Consider the following 16120-nt stretch of genomic DNA (forward strand, 5'->3'; position numbering starts at 1 on the left):
TTACGATGATTTTTTAGTTCAATCTATTATTTTCTTCATTTTTCTTTCAAAATCGTGACGACTCATCATTACAAGATGTTCACAATTGGTGCAACGGATTTTGATATCTGCACCAACCCTTGTGATTTCCCAGCGATTCGCCTTTTTTCCAGTCGATTTAATGGTGCAGGCATGCGGCTTTTTCATTTCTACAAAATGACCAATTTCATACATTTTCTTTCTCCTTTCAAGGAACTATCATAGTCCAGGAAGAAAACTTAAGCATCTATCGTACTTTGTAAATGAAAAGAGCTTAGGACCAAGAATTAAAAATCTTTAACTTGTCCCACTGCTTTTCATTTTAATTAGTTCTGACAGGTGTAATCAGCTGAATAAAGTTTTCTGTGTCTTCACTCGGTACCAAGGTGAAAGGACGAACGGATGAGATAAAACTAATCGTTACTTTTTCACTGTCAATGGCTTTCAAAGCATCAATCAAATAAGTTGGATTAAAGCTGATGGTCAAATCTTCGCCAGTTACACTTTCTGTATCAATTTCTTCGTTAACACGGCCTACCTCTGGTGAATTTACATGGGCACTAACAATACCGCCTGCAATCTCCAGTTTAACTGTTCCATTCTGTGTGGCATTAGACAAGAGACGAGCGCGTTCCATAGCTGCACGTAAATCAGAAGTATTAAAAGTAAGGACACTCGTAAATTCAGTCGGAATCAAACGATCTGTATCTGGATAATTTCCTTCCAAGAGGCGGGTGTAGAAACTGATATTTTCGCTTCTGAAAAGAATTTGATTGTTAGCAAAGAAAACCTCTACCGTTTCAATTTCATCGGTAAAAACAGCCGTAAATTCACGTAAAGAGCGACTTGGAATGACTACGTCAAAATTATCTCCGTTTTTCTCTAGAGTAATTTTCTTTTGACTCATTCTGTGGGAGTCTGTCGCAACTGTTTTCAAAGAACGGTTATCTGTCAAAACAAAGTGAACACCAGTTAAAATTGGACGGCTTTCCTGAACACTGGCTGCAAAAGCTGTTTCGTTAATGACATCTTTGAGAATTTTTGTTTCAAGAACCAAGGGATTGCTGGCAGAAATTTCCTGGATTCGTGGATATTGGTCAGCGTCTTTTCCTTTCAAGGTAATCTCTGATTTGCCGCTAGTCAAGACGATTTGTTTTTGTTCAATTTCTTTAAAATCCAAAATAATATCTGGCAGGCTAGAAACAACATTAATAAAGAAAGTCGCTTCTAATAAAATTGAACCTGTTGAGTTGACAAGCAAGCCTGCATTTTCATTTTGAGTAGAAATAAAGTTTTCAATCGACACTTGGCCATTTGAGCCGATTAAGGTGATTCCTTCTTTGGTAACATCGATTTTTACAGTAGAAAGAATAGGAATTGCATTTTTATGGCTGATAGCCCTTTTAGTGGTATTTAAAGCTTGTAAGAAGAGATTTTTATTAATAGAAAAATGAATCATGGGATCTCCTTTTTATTTATTTATGATTATAAGATTAATAGTAATAGTAGTTTGTGTGAATTATGTGGAAAAATAGCTTTGTCCTTATTCTAACAAGTTTTGAGACTTGTTCACAAAGTGTGGATAAGTTTTGAAAAAAATCTGTAGTTTTCCACACGCTATTTAATTTTATTCTTGATGCTTTCAATTTCTAAACGCAAATTGTCGTCTGATTCAATCATAGTTTTGATTTTTCCATGTGCATGGATAACAGTCGTATGATCTTTCCCGCCAAATTCACGACCAATTTTAGGCAGACTGTTGTCAGTCAGTTCACGAGTCAGATACATAGCTACCTGTCTAGCTAAAACGATATTTTGTACTCGACGGCTGCCTTTCATCTCTTTGACACTAACACCATAGAATTTCCCAACTTCAGACTGAATCTTATCAATCGGGATAACTGTTACCTGGTTTGAATCCTGCTTGCGTGCTCGAATAGCCTCTGCAGCTATATCAATAGTGATTTCCTTCAGATGACGAACTCTAGCGATGAGACTGATGTCATTCAAAGCACCTTCTAAGTCGCGGACATTGGAGTCGAACTGTCCTGCAAGATATTCCAAAGTATCATTCGGGAAAATATAATCCAAATCTTCTATTTTGTTTCGCAGAATTGCAATTCGTGTTTCAAAATCTGGCGGTGTAATATTCTGAGTTAATCCCCATTTGAAACGTGTTACCAAGCGTTCTTCCAAATTATCCAGATGATCAGGACTGCGGTCGCTGGTTAAAACAATCTGTTTATTTTCACCATGAAGAGCATTGAAAGTGTTGAAAAATTCTTCCTGAGTTGAAACCTTTTTTCCTCCCAAAGATTGAATGTCATCAATTAGCAGAAGATCCAGACTACGATAGATTTTTTTAAAGCTATCCATCTCTCCCAATCTTAAATGTTCAAGGAAGTCGTTAATAAAGGTTTCAGCTGGTATATACTTGACACGCGCATCTGGAATATTTTCTAAAATTTGATTGCCAATAGCATTTAATAAATGAGTTTTGCCCAGGCCAGGTCCTCCGTAGATAAAAAGAGGATTATAGGTTGTGGCTAGATTCTCAGATACCGCTAAGGCAGCGGCTTTAGCCCAGATATTTCCGTCTCCCTGAACAAAATTGTCAAAGGTATATTTTGACTTTAAGCCAGTATCAACAGGTGGCAAGCTTGGCTGAACAGTGCTGATTTGAGGACTGGTTACTGCAGATTTCGGTGTGTCAATTTTAGTTTCTTCTTCAAAAATATATTTTCCAGCAATCTGATCATTAAAAATCTCAAATCCTGCAGTAAGAATAACTCCTACTAAGTTTTGCTCCCAAAATAGTTGTTTCACCGGACTATCCAGGAAAATAAAAGCTTGTTTTTCTTCAACTTTGACAAGCTTGGCTTCAGCAACAAAGAAATCATAAGTTGTCTGTTTTAGCTGAGCATGAGCCAATTCTAAAATACGATTCCAAAAGTCCTGTTCTTTGGTCATAACTTCCCTCCTTTTCTATAATTTTCTGATTCATACGCATCTTATTTTATCATAAAGGTTCAAAGTTTTCCACAAGAACTGGAAAAGAATTCACATTGTTAGCTAAAGTTATCCACAGAATGTGAATAAAGCTAAAATTTCTTATTCTAATAGGCTTCCTAATTGATTTAACAGTGGATAATTTTGTTATTTTAAAAAAAGAAAATAACAGTTTTATTTAAAACTGTTTATAATTCTTTGATATTCTTCTTCGCTTTCAAAAGGAATAATCAGCTTTCCTTTACTCTGGCTTTTTAACTGAATAGAAACTTCCAGACCGAGAATTTTTTTAATTTTTTCCTCTTCAGATTTAGCAAACAGTTCTTTATTAGGTTTCTTTTTGAGACTCTTTTTTTGCTGGAGAAGCTTTTCAACTGCTCGAACCGATAAATCTTCTCGACAGATTTTTTCCAGCCATAGTAACTGTTCTTCTTCTTTTAAGGGGACCAGCAGGCGAGCATGTCCTTGAGAAATCTCTTCTTCCTTGATAGCTTGGCGAACTTCTTTAGACAGCTGTAAAAGTCTGACAATATTGCTGATATAGGGTCTAGATTTTCCCATGATTTTAGCAATTTCATCATGTGTCAAGTCTTTGTCAATCAAATTTTGATAAGACTCAGCTTCTTCTATAGGATTCAAGTCTTCTCTTTGAAGATTTTCGATAATGGCCTGTTTCAGCATTTCATCATCAGATAATTCTTTGACGACAGCTGGGATCGTTTCTAGGCCAAGAAAAGAGGTAGCTCTAAATCTCCGTTCTCCTGCTAAAATTTCATAACCAAAAAGTGAAGATTTCCGAAGAATGATTGGCTGAATGAGACCATTTTCTTTGATTGATGCCGCTAATTCTTCAATCTTTTTTTGTGAAAACTCTTTACGAGGCTGATAAGGATTGGTTCGAATGTCTTTAAGTGCAATATATTGAAAGTTTTCCATTTGTATATAGAATAACACACCTTTACGATTGTGTAAAGGTGTGTTGACAATCTTGTAAATAGATTAATTTGAGCTTAACTCTTTTGTTGATTTAGTGAGTTTGATTTTGACTGTTTGAGATTTACCATCTCGATAATAAGTAATCTCCACCTCATCTCCAATGCTATGCTTGTAGAGAGCAGATTGTAAATCACTAGTGGATTCCACATCTGTGTTATCTACTTTTGTAATGACATCATTTTTTTGAAGCTTGCCATCAGCAGGCATTCCTTGCTGAACAGAGCGAACAAGAATACCTGATTTCACTGAAGAAGGAAGATTTAATTTAGAAAAATCAGAAGTTGTCAGATTAGATAAATCCATCATTTGAATTCCTAAAGCAGGACGTGTGACTGTTCCATTTTTCTCAAGTTGATTGATAATATTTACGACATCATTAGATGGAATGGCAAATCCCATCCCTTCAACAGAAGTTTGACCATTTGTTGAAATTTTACTTGAAGTAATCCCAATAACTTGTCCTTGGATGTTAATCAATGGGCCGCCAGAGTTACCAGGATTGATTGCAGCATCTGTTTGCAGTGCAGTTGTTGAAATATTTTCACCATTTTCAGATTGTAACGTAACGTTTCTGCCTAGGCTAGAAATGATTCCTTGTGTTACAGAGTTAGCATATTCTGTTCCAAGAGGGCTTCCGATAGCGATTGCTGTTTCACCAACTGTAAGAGAACCAGAATCTCCAAATTCAGCGACATCAGTTACTTTTTCAGAACTAATTTTAACGACAGAGATATCTGAATAAACATCTGATCCAACTACTTCACCTGGAACCTTGTTTCCATCAGCTAGTAAGATATCTACATTGGTTGATCCATTAAGAACGTGGGTGTTGGTTACCAGATAGGCTGATTTTCCATCTTTTTTATAAATTACGCCAGAACCTTCACTGGAGATTTGTGATTCATCGTTGGAAGATTCATCATTGATAACGCTGCTGGAAGATTCAGCATAAGTAATTACTGAAACAACGGCATTTTGAACCTTTTTCACAGCTTCTGAAATGTCAGTAGAGTTTTTATATGAAGTAGTTACACTGGTTGTTGAATTTCCATTCATTTTTACACGTGAAGTTACTAATGTAGTAACATAATTTCCTAAACTTCCACCGATAAAACCTACAATTAACACTGCAAAAAGCAATAAAGCCTTTTTGATGGCATTTGAAGAGTTTTTCATGTTTTCCTCCTTGAATTACAATTGATGAAATTATAGTTAGCTAAACTTAATTATAACTTAAATCCTCTAAGTTTTCCACACCTTGTGGAAAACTTAGAAAAACTGTTGATAGGCATTAGAAAATACACAGATTAGCCGATTCCCAGATAAATTTTACTTGTTAATAAAGTGTGAAGTATAGATGAATATGATAGAATAGACTTATGAAAATAAAACTTGTAACAGTTGGAAAACTGAAAGAAAAATATTTAAAGGATGGAATTGCTGAATACATGAAGCGTCTCAATCGATTCTGCAAGGTGGAAATGGTTGAGCTAGCGGATGAAAAAACACCTGATAAAGCTAGTGATTTAGAAAATCAGCAGATTCTTGAAAAAGAAGGAAATAAAATTCTGGCTAAAATCAATGAGCGTGAATTCGTTATTGCTTTGGCAATTGAAGGAAAGCAATTTCCGTCAGAAAAGTTTAGTCAGCTCATGATGGATACTACAGTGCATGGCTTTTCTGATATCACTTTTGTTATTGGCGGAAGTTTAGGTTTATCTCCTGCAGTAAAAAAACGGGCAAATCTTCTGATGAGTTTTGGCAAATTAACGCTACCTCATCAACTGATGCGCCTTGTTTTAATAGAGCAAATCTATCGAGCTTTTATGATTCAGCAGGGGAGTCCTTATCATAAGTAATCTTGACGGCAACCCTATTTTCTGATAGAATGAGATAGTATTGGTCTCATAGCTCAGCTGGATAGAGCATTCGCCTTCTAAGCGAACGGTCGCAGGTTCGAATCCTGCTGAGATCAGAAATGTAAAAAATGCGAAATATTTTACAATATTTCGTGTTTTTTTCTTCTATTTTTTTGGTATAATGTCATTTTGGGGATAAAAAATGACATTTCAGGGAAAATTGTCACTAACTCTTTCTATTTTTCTATAATGATAAATGTAAGGTGACTTACAAGATAAAAAGATAGGAGATAGTTATGAAAATCTATTCTTTTCAAATTGCTGCGAATAGCAATTCACTTGTTCAAACCTTTTGGGATTTAAGAGGTGTTCCAAATCCATGGGGTTGGATTTTTGGAAGATAAGAATTTTAAAGTTTAGGGGAGAAATTTATGTCACTTGAAATAATTGGATTAATTATTCATCCTTTTATTAATGTAGGTGCATTTTTAGTGATTTTATCAAAAATCACTAAAATTAAGCATACTCGCTTTTTTGTAGCTGTTTGCTTTGGTCTTGAGATTATAGTTCCGTTTATAATTGCTTTTTTAGGACACATATTTTCATTTTCTAGCACAATTCCATCATATACACTGTCATTTTTTCTCCCTCTATTTTTAGTTTGGTATTTTTGTAGAGTTGAAAAGATTAAAAGATACCAATCTTTCTTACTTTCCTTCTTTTTATGTTTGTCAATTGATAGCTCTACTACTTTCTTTTCAGTTATTATTTCATCTGTTTTAGGAGATGATTTTGTAGCTCAGTACATGGGCTTGTTTCTGACATGTATCAACTTAATATCCTTGTTCTTTATGGTAAAGGTTATTGATATTTTTGATTTCAGAATAGATTATCTTAAAAGAAGTTTCTTTAAATCTCATATTCTGATGATTAGTAGTTTATATGCAATGAATTGGCTGATTTTAAATCTCTCTCACTGGATTAGTAATATAAAGCATTTCAACAGTTTTAGCAGTATGATTGCTACTATTTGTTTCTTGGCCTTTCTTTCTACCTTGGTGACATTCAAGGACAGCCGTGAGAAATACGAGAAAGAAGAGCGTTTGCGTCAAAAAGAATCTGAACAGCTTCGACTTCAGGAATATACTGATGAAATTGTGAGATTGTACTATGAAATCAAAGGTTTTCGTCATGATTATGCTAGCATGCTGACAAGTATGCAAGTGGCTATTCAAACTGGAGATATCAAGGAAATTGAGCACATTTATCAAGAGGTCTTGGCTGATGCAAATTTGAACCTGCGTTCAGATAAATATACAGTTTTTGATTTGAATAATGTAGGAGATTCAGCTTTAAGGAGTGTCATGACTGAGACAATCTTTCAAGCGCGTGAACATCAGATTCAGCTGACTTTTGAAGTTAAGGATAAAGTGGAACGCCTTCCAATCAAATTGTTAGATCTGGTCAGAATTGCTAGTATTTTATTAAATAATGCTATTGAGAGTGCCATTGACAGCCTGGAAAAAATTGTCCATGTTTCTCTGGTTCAACTGGATGATAGAACCATTTTTGTTGTTCAAAATTCTCGTAAAGAAGGAAAATTGGATTTGGAAGAACTCTATCAGCCCGAGTTTTCAACTAAAGGAGAAAATAGAGGCTTCGGATTGAATAACATAAAGGAAATTTTAGATAGGTATGAATTTATCACCCTTGATACACAAATTGAGCCAAGCAATTTTACACAGATTTTAACAATTAGGAGATAGAATTTATGAAAGTGTTAGTTTTAGAGGATACCGTATCTCATCAAGTCAGGATGGAAACGACATTAGCAGAAATTGCTGAGGAACTTGGAATTGACATCCAGGTTCAGGTTACAGGAAAAATCAAAGAATTCAAAAAATATATTGAAAATGGAGACGTTAACCAGCTTTATTTTTTGGATATTGACATTAAGGGGGAAGAAACAAAAGGGCTGGAAGTAGCTCAATTTATCCGTCATCATAATCCTTATGCCATTATAGTTTTTGTAACCTCAAAATCTGAATTTGCTACTATGACTTTTAAATATAAAGTATCAGCACTTGATTTTATTGATAAAGATATCAACAATGATGCTTTTAAAAATAGAATCAAAGACAGTATTCTTTACACTAAGAGTACACTAATTGAAAATACCAATATGGTAGATTATTTTGAATATAGTTATCGTGGCAATGATGTTCGAATGCCTTATAACGATATTTTGTATATCGAAACGACAGGGAGCTCTCATAAACTTCGGATTGTCGGTAAAAATTTTCTTAAGGAATTTTATGGAACGATAACAGATATTCAAGAAAAAGATCAGCAATCTAAACGATTTTTTTCACCACATAAATCTTATCTGGTGAATATTGGCAACATTGTTGATTATGACAAGAAAAATCGAGAAATTATTTTTTACGAAAATCATCGCTGTCCGGTCACTCGTTTAAGAGTGAAATATCTGAAAGATATTTTCGAAAATAAAGGGAAAAGAGTTGACAAAGCTTAAAAACCTGATATAATGGAATATGTTCTGAAAGAGAGCATACCATATGGTCCGTTGGTCAAGGGGTTAAGACACCGCCTTTTCACGGCGGTAACACGGGTTCGAATCCCGTACGGACTATATAATCCGGCATAGCTCAGTTGGTAGTAGCGCATGACTGTTAATCATGATGTCGTAGGTTCGAGTCCTACTGCCGGAGCTAGAGACACTCCTAGTGGGTGTTTTTTTATTGTTCAAGAAAAGGCCTTCACTAGCATTTTAATGAAGAGCCTTATTTTTTATATATTTACATTCTATGTCGTTTCCTACGTAGAAAATTATAGCAAACAAATAAAATTATGCCAGATATGAAGGCAATGCCACCTTCTTTCAGTCCATTAGGAATGAAAGTGAGGACAACATTTCCTTCTCCTTTTTTCACATCTAATTTCATAAAGCCGTTTTGAGCTCGTTTTAGTGCGATAGGCTTCCCGTTAAGAGTGGCTGACCATCCCTTATCATAAGGAATGGTAAAGAATAATGAAGTATCCTTTTCCGCTCTATAATTTGTTTTTACTGTGTTTAAATCAGTAGTTGTGGAAACGGGCTGCTCTTTTAATTTTTGAATGACATTTTGATATTGCTCAGTATTAACGGCAAAAAATTCTGGCGTATCAAATGAAACTGTCGAATTGTCTGGGAATGTAAAGCGAATAGACACTGTCTGACTTTGACTGAAATAGCCAGCATTAAAGAAAGGAAAGACATTATTAGTTGTATAACGTTCTGTAAAGTTATTGACAGTAATGTCAACATCTGTCTGATCATCATTACTAAAATCAATCCCAGCAACATTAACATATAGTTGACTGTTAGCAGGTACATTGACAGTATAGACTACACTAGCAAAGCTTGTATTATGCTCTCTGTCAACATCCACAGTAACTCTGTTACCAATTTGCTTGACATTTTCATTAGTAGTTATAGCATCTACTTTATCATAATATTTAAAATCAAAGCCAGTTAATTGATTCAAAAATTCTGTCTGATTATCTAAAGTCAAATTTGTAAACTTGACATCATGGTAAACATCATTGGTCAGAAAAGCTAAACCAAGAGCAGCATCATTTTGGTAGAGAGACATTTCTTTTTCAGTTTTCTCAGGAAGAAAACCAAATTTTTGAGGATCTGTTTCAGATAGATTGTAGCGAACACCAAAAATACTGTCCATTAAAATACTGTTGTTTTGATAACGTAGATTCAGATTTGTTCCTGCTGATTTAAAACCAAGTTTATCTAAAGTAGAACTTGCTTGAGTATTTCTGACAGATGAGAACTGGGAAATTCCATTGTAGTTGAATTTCATACTGTCATTGCCCGTTTGTGGATTCAATCTTTCTGTTCTAAAAAAGTCAATATTGTCCTTTTTGGAATAGTTGACAAGCTTGTCAATCTCGTCAAGGTGACTGGAATATGAAGAACGAGTGGCAAATACCCATTCTTTAGCAATTCCTCCAACTTGATAATAGGAATTAAGCGACAATTCAAAAGTAACAAAGAAAAGCAAGACAGGGAGAATGATTTTTGGTTGAATAGAAGATTTTGCTAAGACAAAATTAATCAAGAGATAAGCCAGCAGGAATTCTAATGTTAGAATATAGTTTTCAGGACCCAAAAAGTCATAATGTTTTCTCTGAATAAAAGTAAGAATGAATCCGAGGCTGAGCAAAGTGAAACTAATGGCAACATTCATCAATTTCACGTCTTTCCAACGATTTAAAGTCTCAGCAGCCATATAGATAACTACCAGAGAAAATAGCCAAGAATAACGGTGAAGAAACATGTTCGGTGCATGCATTCCCTGCCAAAGCAAGTCTAAATATTGAAGATAAAAACTAGCTATAAAAATTGCAATGAGTAAAAAGTAGCAAAGTTTCACGTGAAACTTAACAGATTTTAAGGTAAAAAATAAGATAGCCAGAATCAATGGGAAGGTGCCGACATAAATCATAGGGATAGAACCATATTTGGTTGTATCAAAACTGCCAATAAAATTTTTAGCAAACACATCTAAGAACCAACTTTTTTCTGTCAACAAGGAAGAAACTTTTGTTAAGGTTTCACCATGAGTACTTATGTCTAGGTAAGTTGGCAGAATCATGATTAGGCTAGTCAGACCTGCTAAAGCAGATACGACTGTAAAGTCAAGTAAACTTTTAATTCTATTTTTGAAATCCCAAGATAATTGAAGAAGGTACCAAAAGACTAAAAAGATTGCCATCATATATCCAAAATAATAATTTTGGATGAAGAGAATTGACAGTGTTGTAAAGTATAGTACTCTGCCTTTTCTAGCTATCAATCTATGTAAACCTAGCACAATCAAAGGTGCAAGGATAAACACATCCAGCCAGGTTTTAATTTCCAATTGACTGACTGAAAAACTCATTAAAGAAAATGAAGTTGAAAGAGTGATGATGAGTAAAGCTGGAATCTTTTTGAATATTCCTTTGATGCTGATAAAGGTAGAGAGTCCGATTAATCCAAACTTGATTAAGGTAAATAGATAGACGGCATCTGGCATTGATTTCAAATCAAAGAAATAAACTAAGGGAGATAAGAAGCTACCTAAATAATAACTGGATAAAGCATAGAAATTCTGGCCCAGTCCACTGGAGAAAGTATAGAAAATACTATCTGTGCCATGGAGGATATTTCTTAGGTTGGTGTCAAAAATGACATACTGATGAAAGCCATCACCAAGCAAGGGAGATGTTTCGCTATTCCAGTAAATTCCATACATCAAGTAGACAAAGAACATGATGAAAAATGGAAGAAAGAAGGCACAAAAATAAGGCCAATTTTTTTTAAAATATTCTTTAATGTGATTCATATTTCTTATATAGAAAGAGGCAGAAACGTTGTTTCATGCCTCTGTAAAGCTTTGTAAACATAAGTTGACAAGGAATTAATCTTTCCAAAGTTCCTTGACTTTTGCCTGAACTTCTTGATTTTCCAAGAATTCATCATAGGTTTCGTCAATGCGATCAATGACACCGTTTTTAGATAAGACAATGATATGGTTAGCCAATGTTTGAATAAATTCATGGTCGTGACTGGCAAAAATAATGGATCCTTTGAAGTTTTTCAATCCATCATTTAAGCTGGAGATTGATTCCAAATCTAAGTGATTAGTTGGATCGTCCAAGACTAAAACGTTGGATTTAAGCAACATTAACTTAGATAGCATAACCCGAACTTTTTCTCCACCTGACAAGACATTGACAGACTTGTTAACCTCATCTCCAGAGAAAAGCATGCGCCCAAGGAATCCTCGAAGGAAGGTGTTGTCATCCTCTTCTTTGCTAGCAAATTGACGCAGCCAGTCAAGGATTGATTCACCACTAGCGAAGTCACGAGAATTATCTTTTGGTAGGTAAGATTGACTGGTTGTGACACCCCACTTGACAGTTCCTTCATACTCAATATCACCCATTAAAGCACGAATTAAAGCTGTTGTTTGGATGTCGTTTTGACCAATCAAAGCTGTTTTATCGCCAGGACGTAAAATGAAGTTAATATTATCAAGAATAGTTTCTCCGTCTATCTTGACAGAAAGGTTTTCCACTGTCAAGAGATCATTACCGATCTCACGTTCTGCTTTGAAGCTGATAAATGGGTATTTACGGCTAGATGGAACAATTTCTTCTAACTCAATCTTGTCAAGCATCTTTTTACGAGAAGTTGCTTGTTTTGATTTTGAAGCATTGGCAGAAAAGCGAGCAACAAATTCTTGAAGTTGCTTGATTTTTTCTTCTGCTTTGGCATTTCGGTCAGCTAGAAGCTTAGCCGCTAGTTCACTGGATTCTTTCCAGAAATCATAGTTTCCGACATAGAGCTTGATTTTTCCAAAGTCAAGGTCGGCCATATGAGTGCAGACTTTATTTAAAAAGTGACGGTCGTGGGATACAACAATAACTGTATTGTCAAAATCGATAAGAAAGTCTTCCAGCCAAGTAATAGACTGAATATCCAAACCGTTAGTTGGCTCGTCCAGAAGTAAGACATCAGGTTTACCAAAAAGGGCTTTGGCTAAGAGTACTTTGACCTTGTCTCCGTTAGAGAGCTCGCTCATATTTTGGTAGTGAAGATCTTCCGGAATATTGAGGTTTTGCAATAATTGAGAGGCTTCACTTTCAGCTTCCCAGCCACCTAGTTCAGCAAACTCACCCTCAAGCTCGGCCGCACGTACACCATCTTCATCAGAAAAATCAGGCTTCATATAAATAGCATCTTTTTCTTTCATGATGTTGTAGAGATGCTCATTTCCCATGATTACAACATCAATAGCCCGTTCTTCTTCATAGTCAAAGTGGTTCTGGCGAAGGACTGAAAGACGTTCATTTGGTCCTAGAGAAATGTGGCCTGTTGTTGGCTCGATATCGCCAGCTAAAATTTTTAAAAAGGTTGATTTTCCAGCGCCGTTAGCTCCAATCAATCCATAAGTATTTCCTTCTGTAAATTTGATGTTGACTTCATCAAACAATTTTCGGTCACTGAAACGCAGTGATACATCTGATACTGTAAGCAATGTCTTTCTCCTATATATATAATCTTCTTCATTTTACTAGAAAACAGAACTTTTTTCAAATAATTCTGAGATAAAAACTAAAAACCTGAGCAAAAAGAAAAAAGGAGAATAGAATGAACTAAGACTTTTAGGATTTACAGCCAGAATAGTTTGTCAATTAAGTTTACAAATATTGTAAAGGGATGTCAATTAAGCTATAAAAACTGGAATTTTCGCTTTTTTCTAGAAACTTCTTTCTCATTTTCATTGAAAATGATATAATGAACTCATTATAAATTGAGGAGTAATAAATGACTAAACCAATTATTTTAACAGGAGATCGTCCGACAGGAAAATTGCATATTGGTCATTATGTAGGAAGTTTACGGAACCGCGTGCTTTTGCAGGATCAGGGTAAATATGAGATGTTCGTATTTTTGGCTGATCAGCAAGCTTTGACAGATCATGCAAAGGATCCTCAGAAAATTGTTGAGTCTATTGGTAATGTAGCTTTAGATTATCTAGCAGCTGGATTGGATCCTGAAAAGGTGACTATTTTTATTCAAAGTCAGATTCCTGAGTTGGCAGAGTTGTCAATGTATTACATGAATTTGGTGTCATTGGCTCGTTTAGAGCGTAATCCTACTGTCAAGACTGAGATTGCACAAAAAGGTTTTGGGGAAAGTTTGCCAACTGGATTTTTAGTTTATCCGATTTCTCAAGCTGCAGACATCACTGCTTTCAAGGCTAATTATGTACCAGTAGGCCATGATCAAAAGCCTATGATTGAACAGACTAGGGAGATTGTCCGTTCCTTTAACCATGCTTATCAGACAGATGTTTTGGTAGAACCGGAAGGGATTTATCCTGAAAATGAAGCAGCTGGACGTTTGCCTGGATTGGATGGCAATGCTAAGATGTCTAAGTCTCTCAATAACGGCATTTATTTGGCAGATGATATGGATATTCTGCAAAAGAAAGTCATGAGCATGTATACAGATCCTAATCATATCAGAGTGGAAGATCCTGGAAAAGTTGAGGGAAATATGGTCTTTCACTATCTGGATGTTTTTGGTCGCCCAGAAGATGCTGCTGATATTGCTGAAATGAAAGACCATTATCAAAGAGGTGGTCTGGGAGATGTCAAAACCAAACGCTATCTGTTAGAAATTTTAGAGCGAGAGTTAGGTCCGATTCGTGAGCGTCGTGTGGAGTTTGCTAAAGACATGGGACAGGTCTATCAAATGCTGCAAGAAGGATGCGATAAGGCACGTCAGACTGCCGCTCAGACTCTTTCGGAAGTGAAGTCTGCGATGGGGATTAATTATTTTAAATAACGAACATTATTGATTATGAATCACAAAAACTATCGTTTTTAGTTTAAAAAATGATGGTTTTTATTTTTTGTGTAATAATGATTGACAATTTCCTATAGAATGGTATGATATTAACAACAAAAAAACAGCTCTTATTCAAAGAAAACTGAACTTCAATTTTCTTTGGGTATTAGTTCAAATAAGAAGGAAAAGAGGAAACTGTGGATGTCTAACTGGGACACTAAATTTTTGAAAAAAGGTTTTACCTTTGATGATGTGCTGCTGATTCCAGCTGAAAGCCATGTACTGCCCAATGATGCTGATCTAAGTACCAAGCTTGCTGAGAATTTGACCTTGAATATCCCAATCATTACTGCCGCTATGGACACTGTTACAGAGAGTCAGATGGCTATCGCTATTGCCCGTGCTGGCGGTCTTGGAGTTATCCACAAAAATATGTCTATTGAGCAACAGGCCGATGAAGTTCGAAAGGTTAAACGTTCTGAGAATGGCGTTATTATTGATCCTTTTTTCCTAACGCCAGAGCATACGATTGCTGAAGCAGATGAGCTAATGGGACGTTACCGCATCAGTGGTGTTCCTGTTGTAGAAACTCTTGAAAATCGTAAGTTAGTAGGGATTCTAACTAATCGTGATTTGCGTTTTATTTCTGACTATGACCAACCTATTTCTCGCCATATGACCAGTGAGAATCTTGTAACGGCGCCTGTTGGAACAGATTTGGGAACTGCAGAGCGTATTTTGCAAGAACACCGGATTGAAAAGTTGCCTTTGGTTGATGATAAGGGCTGTCTTTCGGGTTTGATTACCATTAAAGATATTGAAAAGGTTATTGAGTTTCCAAATGCTGCTAAAGATGAGTTTGGTCGTCTTTTGGTCGCTGGTGCTGTCGGTGTTACTTCAGATACTTTCGAACGTGCAGAAGCTCTCTTTGAAGCGGGTGCAGATGCGATTGTTATTGATACTGCTCATGGCCACTCAGCTGGAGTTTTGCGCAAGATTGCTGAGATTCGTGCTCATTTCCCTGATCGCACCTTGATTGCTGGAAATATTGCAACTGCTGAGGGTGCGCGTGCACTTTTTGATGCAGGTGTGGATGTTGTTAAGGTCGGAATTGGTCCTGGTTCTATCTGTACAACCCGTGTCATTGCTGGTGTTGGTGTTCCTCAAGTAACTGCTATTTATGATGCGGCTGCTGTGGCACGTGAATATGGAAAAACCATCATTGCTGATGGTGGAATTAAGTATTCTGGAGATATTGTCAAGGCTTTGGCTGCAGGCGGAAATGCTGTTATGTTAGGTTCAATGTTTGCAGGAACAGACGAAGCGCCAGGCGAGACGGAAATCTTCCAAGGTCGGAAATTTAAGACTTACCGTGGTATGGGATCCATCGCTGCTATGAAGAAGGGCTCTAGTGACCGTTACTTCCAAGGGTCTGTTAATGAAGCTAATAAACTAGTTCCAGAAGGAATTGAAGGCCGTGTGGCGTATAAGGGAGCTGCTGCAGATATTGTCTTCCAGATGCTGGGTGGTATCCGCTCTGGAATGGGCTATGTTGGTGCTGCAAATCTGCAAGAACTTCACGATAATGCTCAGTTTATTGAGATGAGTGGCGCTGGATTAAAGGAAAGCCACCCTCATGATGTACAAATCACAAATGAAGCCCCTAACTATTCAGTTCAATAAAAAAAATAAAACGAGGTCGGGAATTTTTCCTAACCTCGTTTTAAATTTACGATTTAAATTGATATATATTTACAAATCAAAAGGCTATAAAAGTTGTTCTAACAACAATTCGATATAATTCGTTTACACTATA

13 protein-coding genes and 3 tRNA genes are annotated in these 16120 nt (G+C 36.0%); 9 read left to right on the top strand and 7 right to left on the bottom strand.

The window, feature by feature from the left end:
• Positions 1-18 precede the first annotated feature (18 nt).
• The 5 genes from K1I94_RS10255 to K1I94_RS10275 form a co-directional block, all read right to left on the bottom strand.
• Positions 19-213 (bottom strand): DUF951 domain-containing protein, encoded by a 195-nt coding sequence (locus K1I94_RS10255; RefSeq protein WP_049552985.1) that lies wholly within the window; start codon positions 211-213, stop codon positions 19-21.
• Positions 214-340: 127 nt separating this feature from the next.
• Positions 341-1477, bottom strand: a complete 1137-nt coding sequence (gene dnaN / locus K1I94_RS10260) for a DNA polymerase III subunit beta (RefSeq protein WP_002908362.1) — start codon at positions 1475-1477, stop codon at positions 341-343.
• Positions 1478-1635: 158 nt separating this feature from the next.
• On the bottom strand, positions 1636-2988 hold the full coding sequence (gene dnaA / locus K1I94_RS10265) for a chromosomal replication initiator protein DnaA (protein ID WP_223315252.1): 1353 nt from the start codon (positions 2986-2988) through the stop codon (positions 1636-1638).
• A 213-nt stretch (positions 2989-3201) separates the two neighbouring features.
• Positions 3202-3963, bottom strand: a complete 762-nt coding sequence (locus K1I94_RS10270; protein WP_223315305.1) for a ParB/RepB/Spo0J family partition protein — start codon at positions 3961-3963, stop codon at positions 3202-3204.
• 63 nt (positions 3964-4026) lie between these two features.
• Positions 4027-5199: a S1C family serine protease gene (locus K1I94_RS10275; protein ID WP_002901929.1), complete on the bottom strand. Its 1173-nt coding sequence runs from the start codon at positions 5197-5199 to the stop codon at positions 4027-4029.
• A 203-nt stretch (positions 5200-5402) separates the two neighbouring features.
• On the opposite strand from K1I94_RS10275, the gene rlmH reads away from it, so the two are divergent.
• The 7 genes from rlmH to K1I94_RS10310 all read left to right on the top strand — a co-directional run bounded on the left by rlmH (position 5403) and on the right by K1I94_RS10310 (position 8614).
• Positions 5403-5882 carry a 23S rRNA (pseudouridine(1915)-N(3))-methyltransferase RlmH gene (rlmH, locus tag K1I94_RS10280; RefSeq protein ID WP_002927418.1) on the top strand — a complete coding sequence of 160 codons (480 nt, stop codon included), beginning with the start codon at positions 5403-5405 and terminating at the stop codon, positions 5880-5882.
• A 42-nt stretch (positions 5883-5924) separates the two neighbouring features.
• A tRNA-Arg gene (locus K1I94_RS10285) sits at positions 5925-5998 on the top strand.
• A 180-nt stretch (positions 5999-6178) separates the two neighbouring features.
• Positions 6179-6286 (top strand): hypothetical protein, encoded by a 108-nt coding sequence (locus K1I94_RS10290; RefSeq protein ID WP_002894290.1) that lies wholly within the window; start codon positions 6179-6181, stop codon positions 6284-6286.
• 27 nt (positions 6287-6313) lie between these two features.
• Positions 6314-7648, top strand: a complete 1335-nt coding sequence (gene comD, locus K1I94_RS10295) for a competence system sensor histidine kinase ComD (RefSeq protein ID WP_223315253.1) — start codon at positions 6314-6316, stop codon at positions 7646-7648.
• Positions 7649-7653: 5 nt separating this feature from the next.
• Positions 7654-8418, top strand: a complete 765-nt coding sequence (gene comE, locus K1I94_RS10300) for a competence system response regulator transcription factor ComE (RefSeq protein WP_002899424.1) — start codon at positions 7654-7656, stop codon at positions 8416-8418.
• A gap of 45 nt (positions 8419-8463) precedes the next feature.
• Positions 8464-8535 (top strand) — tRNA-Glu (locus K1I94_RS10305).
• A gap of 5 nt (positions 8536-8540) precedes the next feature.
• A tRNA-Asn gene (locus K1I94_RS10310) sits at positions 8541-8614 on the top strand.
• An 87-nt stretch (positions 8615-8701) separates the two neighbouring features.
• On the opposite strand, the gene K1I94_RS10315 is transcribed toward K1I94_RS10310, so the two are convergent.
• Together K1I94_RS10315 and K1I94_RS10320 are read right to left on the bottom strand one after the other, a co-directional pair.
• A complete protein-coding gene (locus K1I94_RS10315) occupies positions 8702-11287 on the bottom strand; it encodes a YfhO family protein (protein ID WP_223315254.1) in 2586 nt (861 codons plus the stop codon).
• A gap of 75 nt (positions 11288-11362) precedes the next feature.
• Positions 11363-12985: an ATP-binding cassette domain-containing protein gene (locus tag K1I94_RS10320; protein ID WP_002899531.1), complete on the bottom strand. Its 1623-nt coding sequence runs from the start codon at positions 12983-12985 to the stop codon at positions 11363-11365.
• A 290-nt stretch (positions 12986-13275) separates the two neighbouring features.
• On the opposite strand from K1I94_RS10320, the gene trpS reads away from it, so the two are divergent.
• Both trpS and guaB read left to right on the top strand, forming a co-directional pair.
• On the top strand, positions 13276-14301 hold the full coding sequence (trpS, locus tag K1I94_RS10325; protein ID WP_223315255.1) for a tryptophan--tRNA ligase: 1026 nt from the start codon (positions 13276-13278) through the stop codon (positions 14299-14301).
• A gap of 204 nt (positions 14302-14505) precedes the next feature.
• Complete coding sequence (gene guaB / locus K1I94_RS10330; protein ID WP_032908038.1) at positions 14506-15987, top strand: IMP dehydrogenase; 1482 nt, start codon at positions 14506-14508, stop codon at positions 15985-15987.
• The last annotated feature ends 133 nt before the right edge of the window (positions 15988-16120 follow it).

The sequence above is a fragment of the Streptococcus sanguinis genome (assembly GCF_019929145.1).
GTDB lineage: Bacteria > Bacillota > Bacilli > Lactobacillales > Streptococcaceae > Streptococcus > Streptococcus sanguinis_U.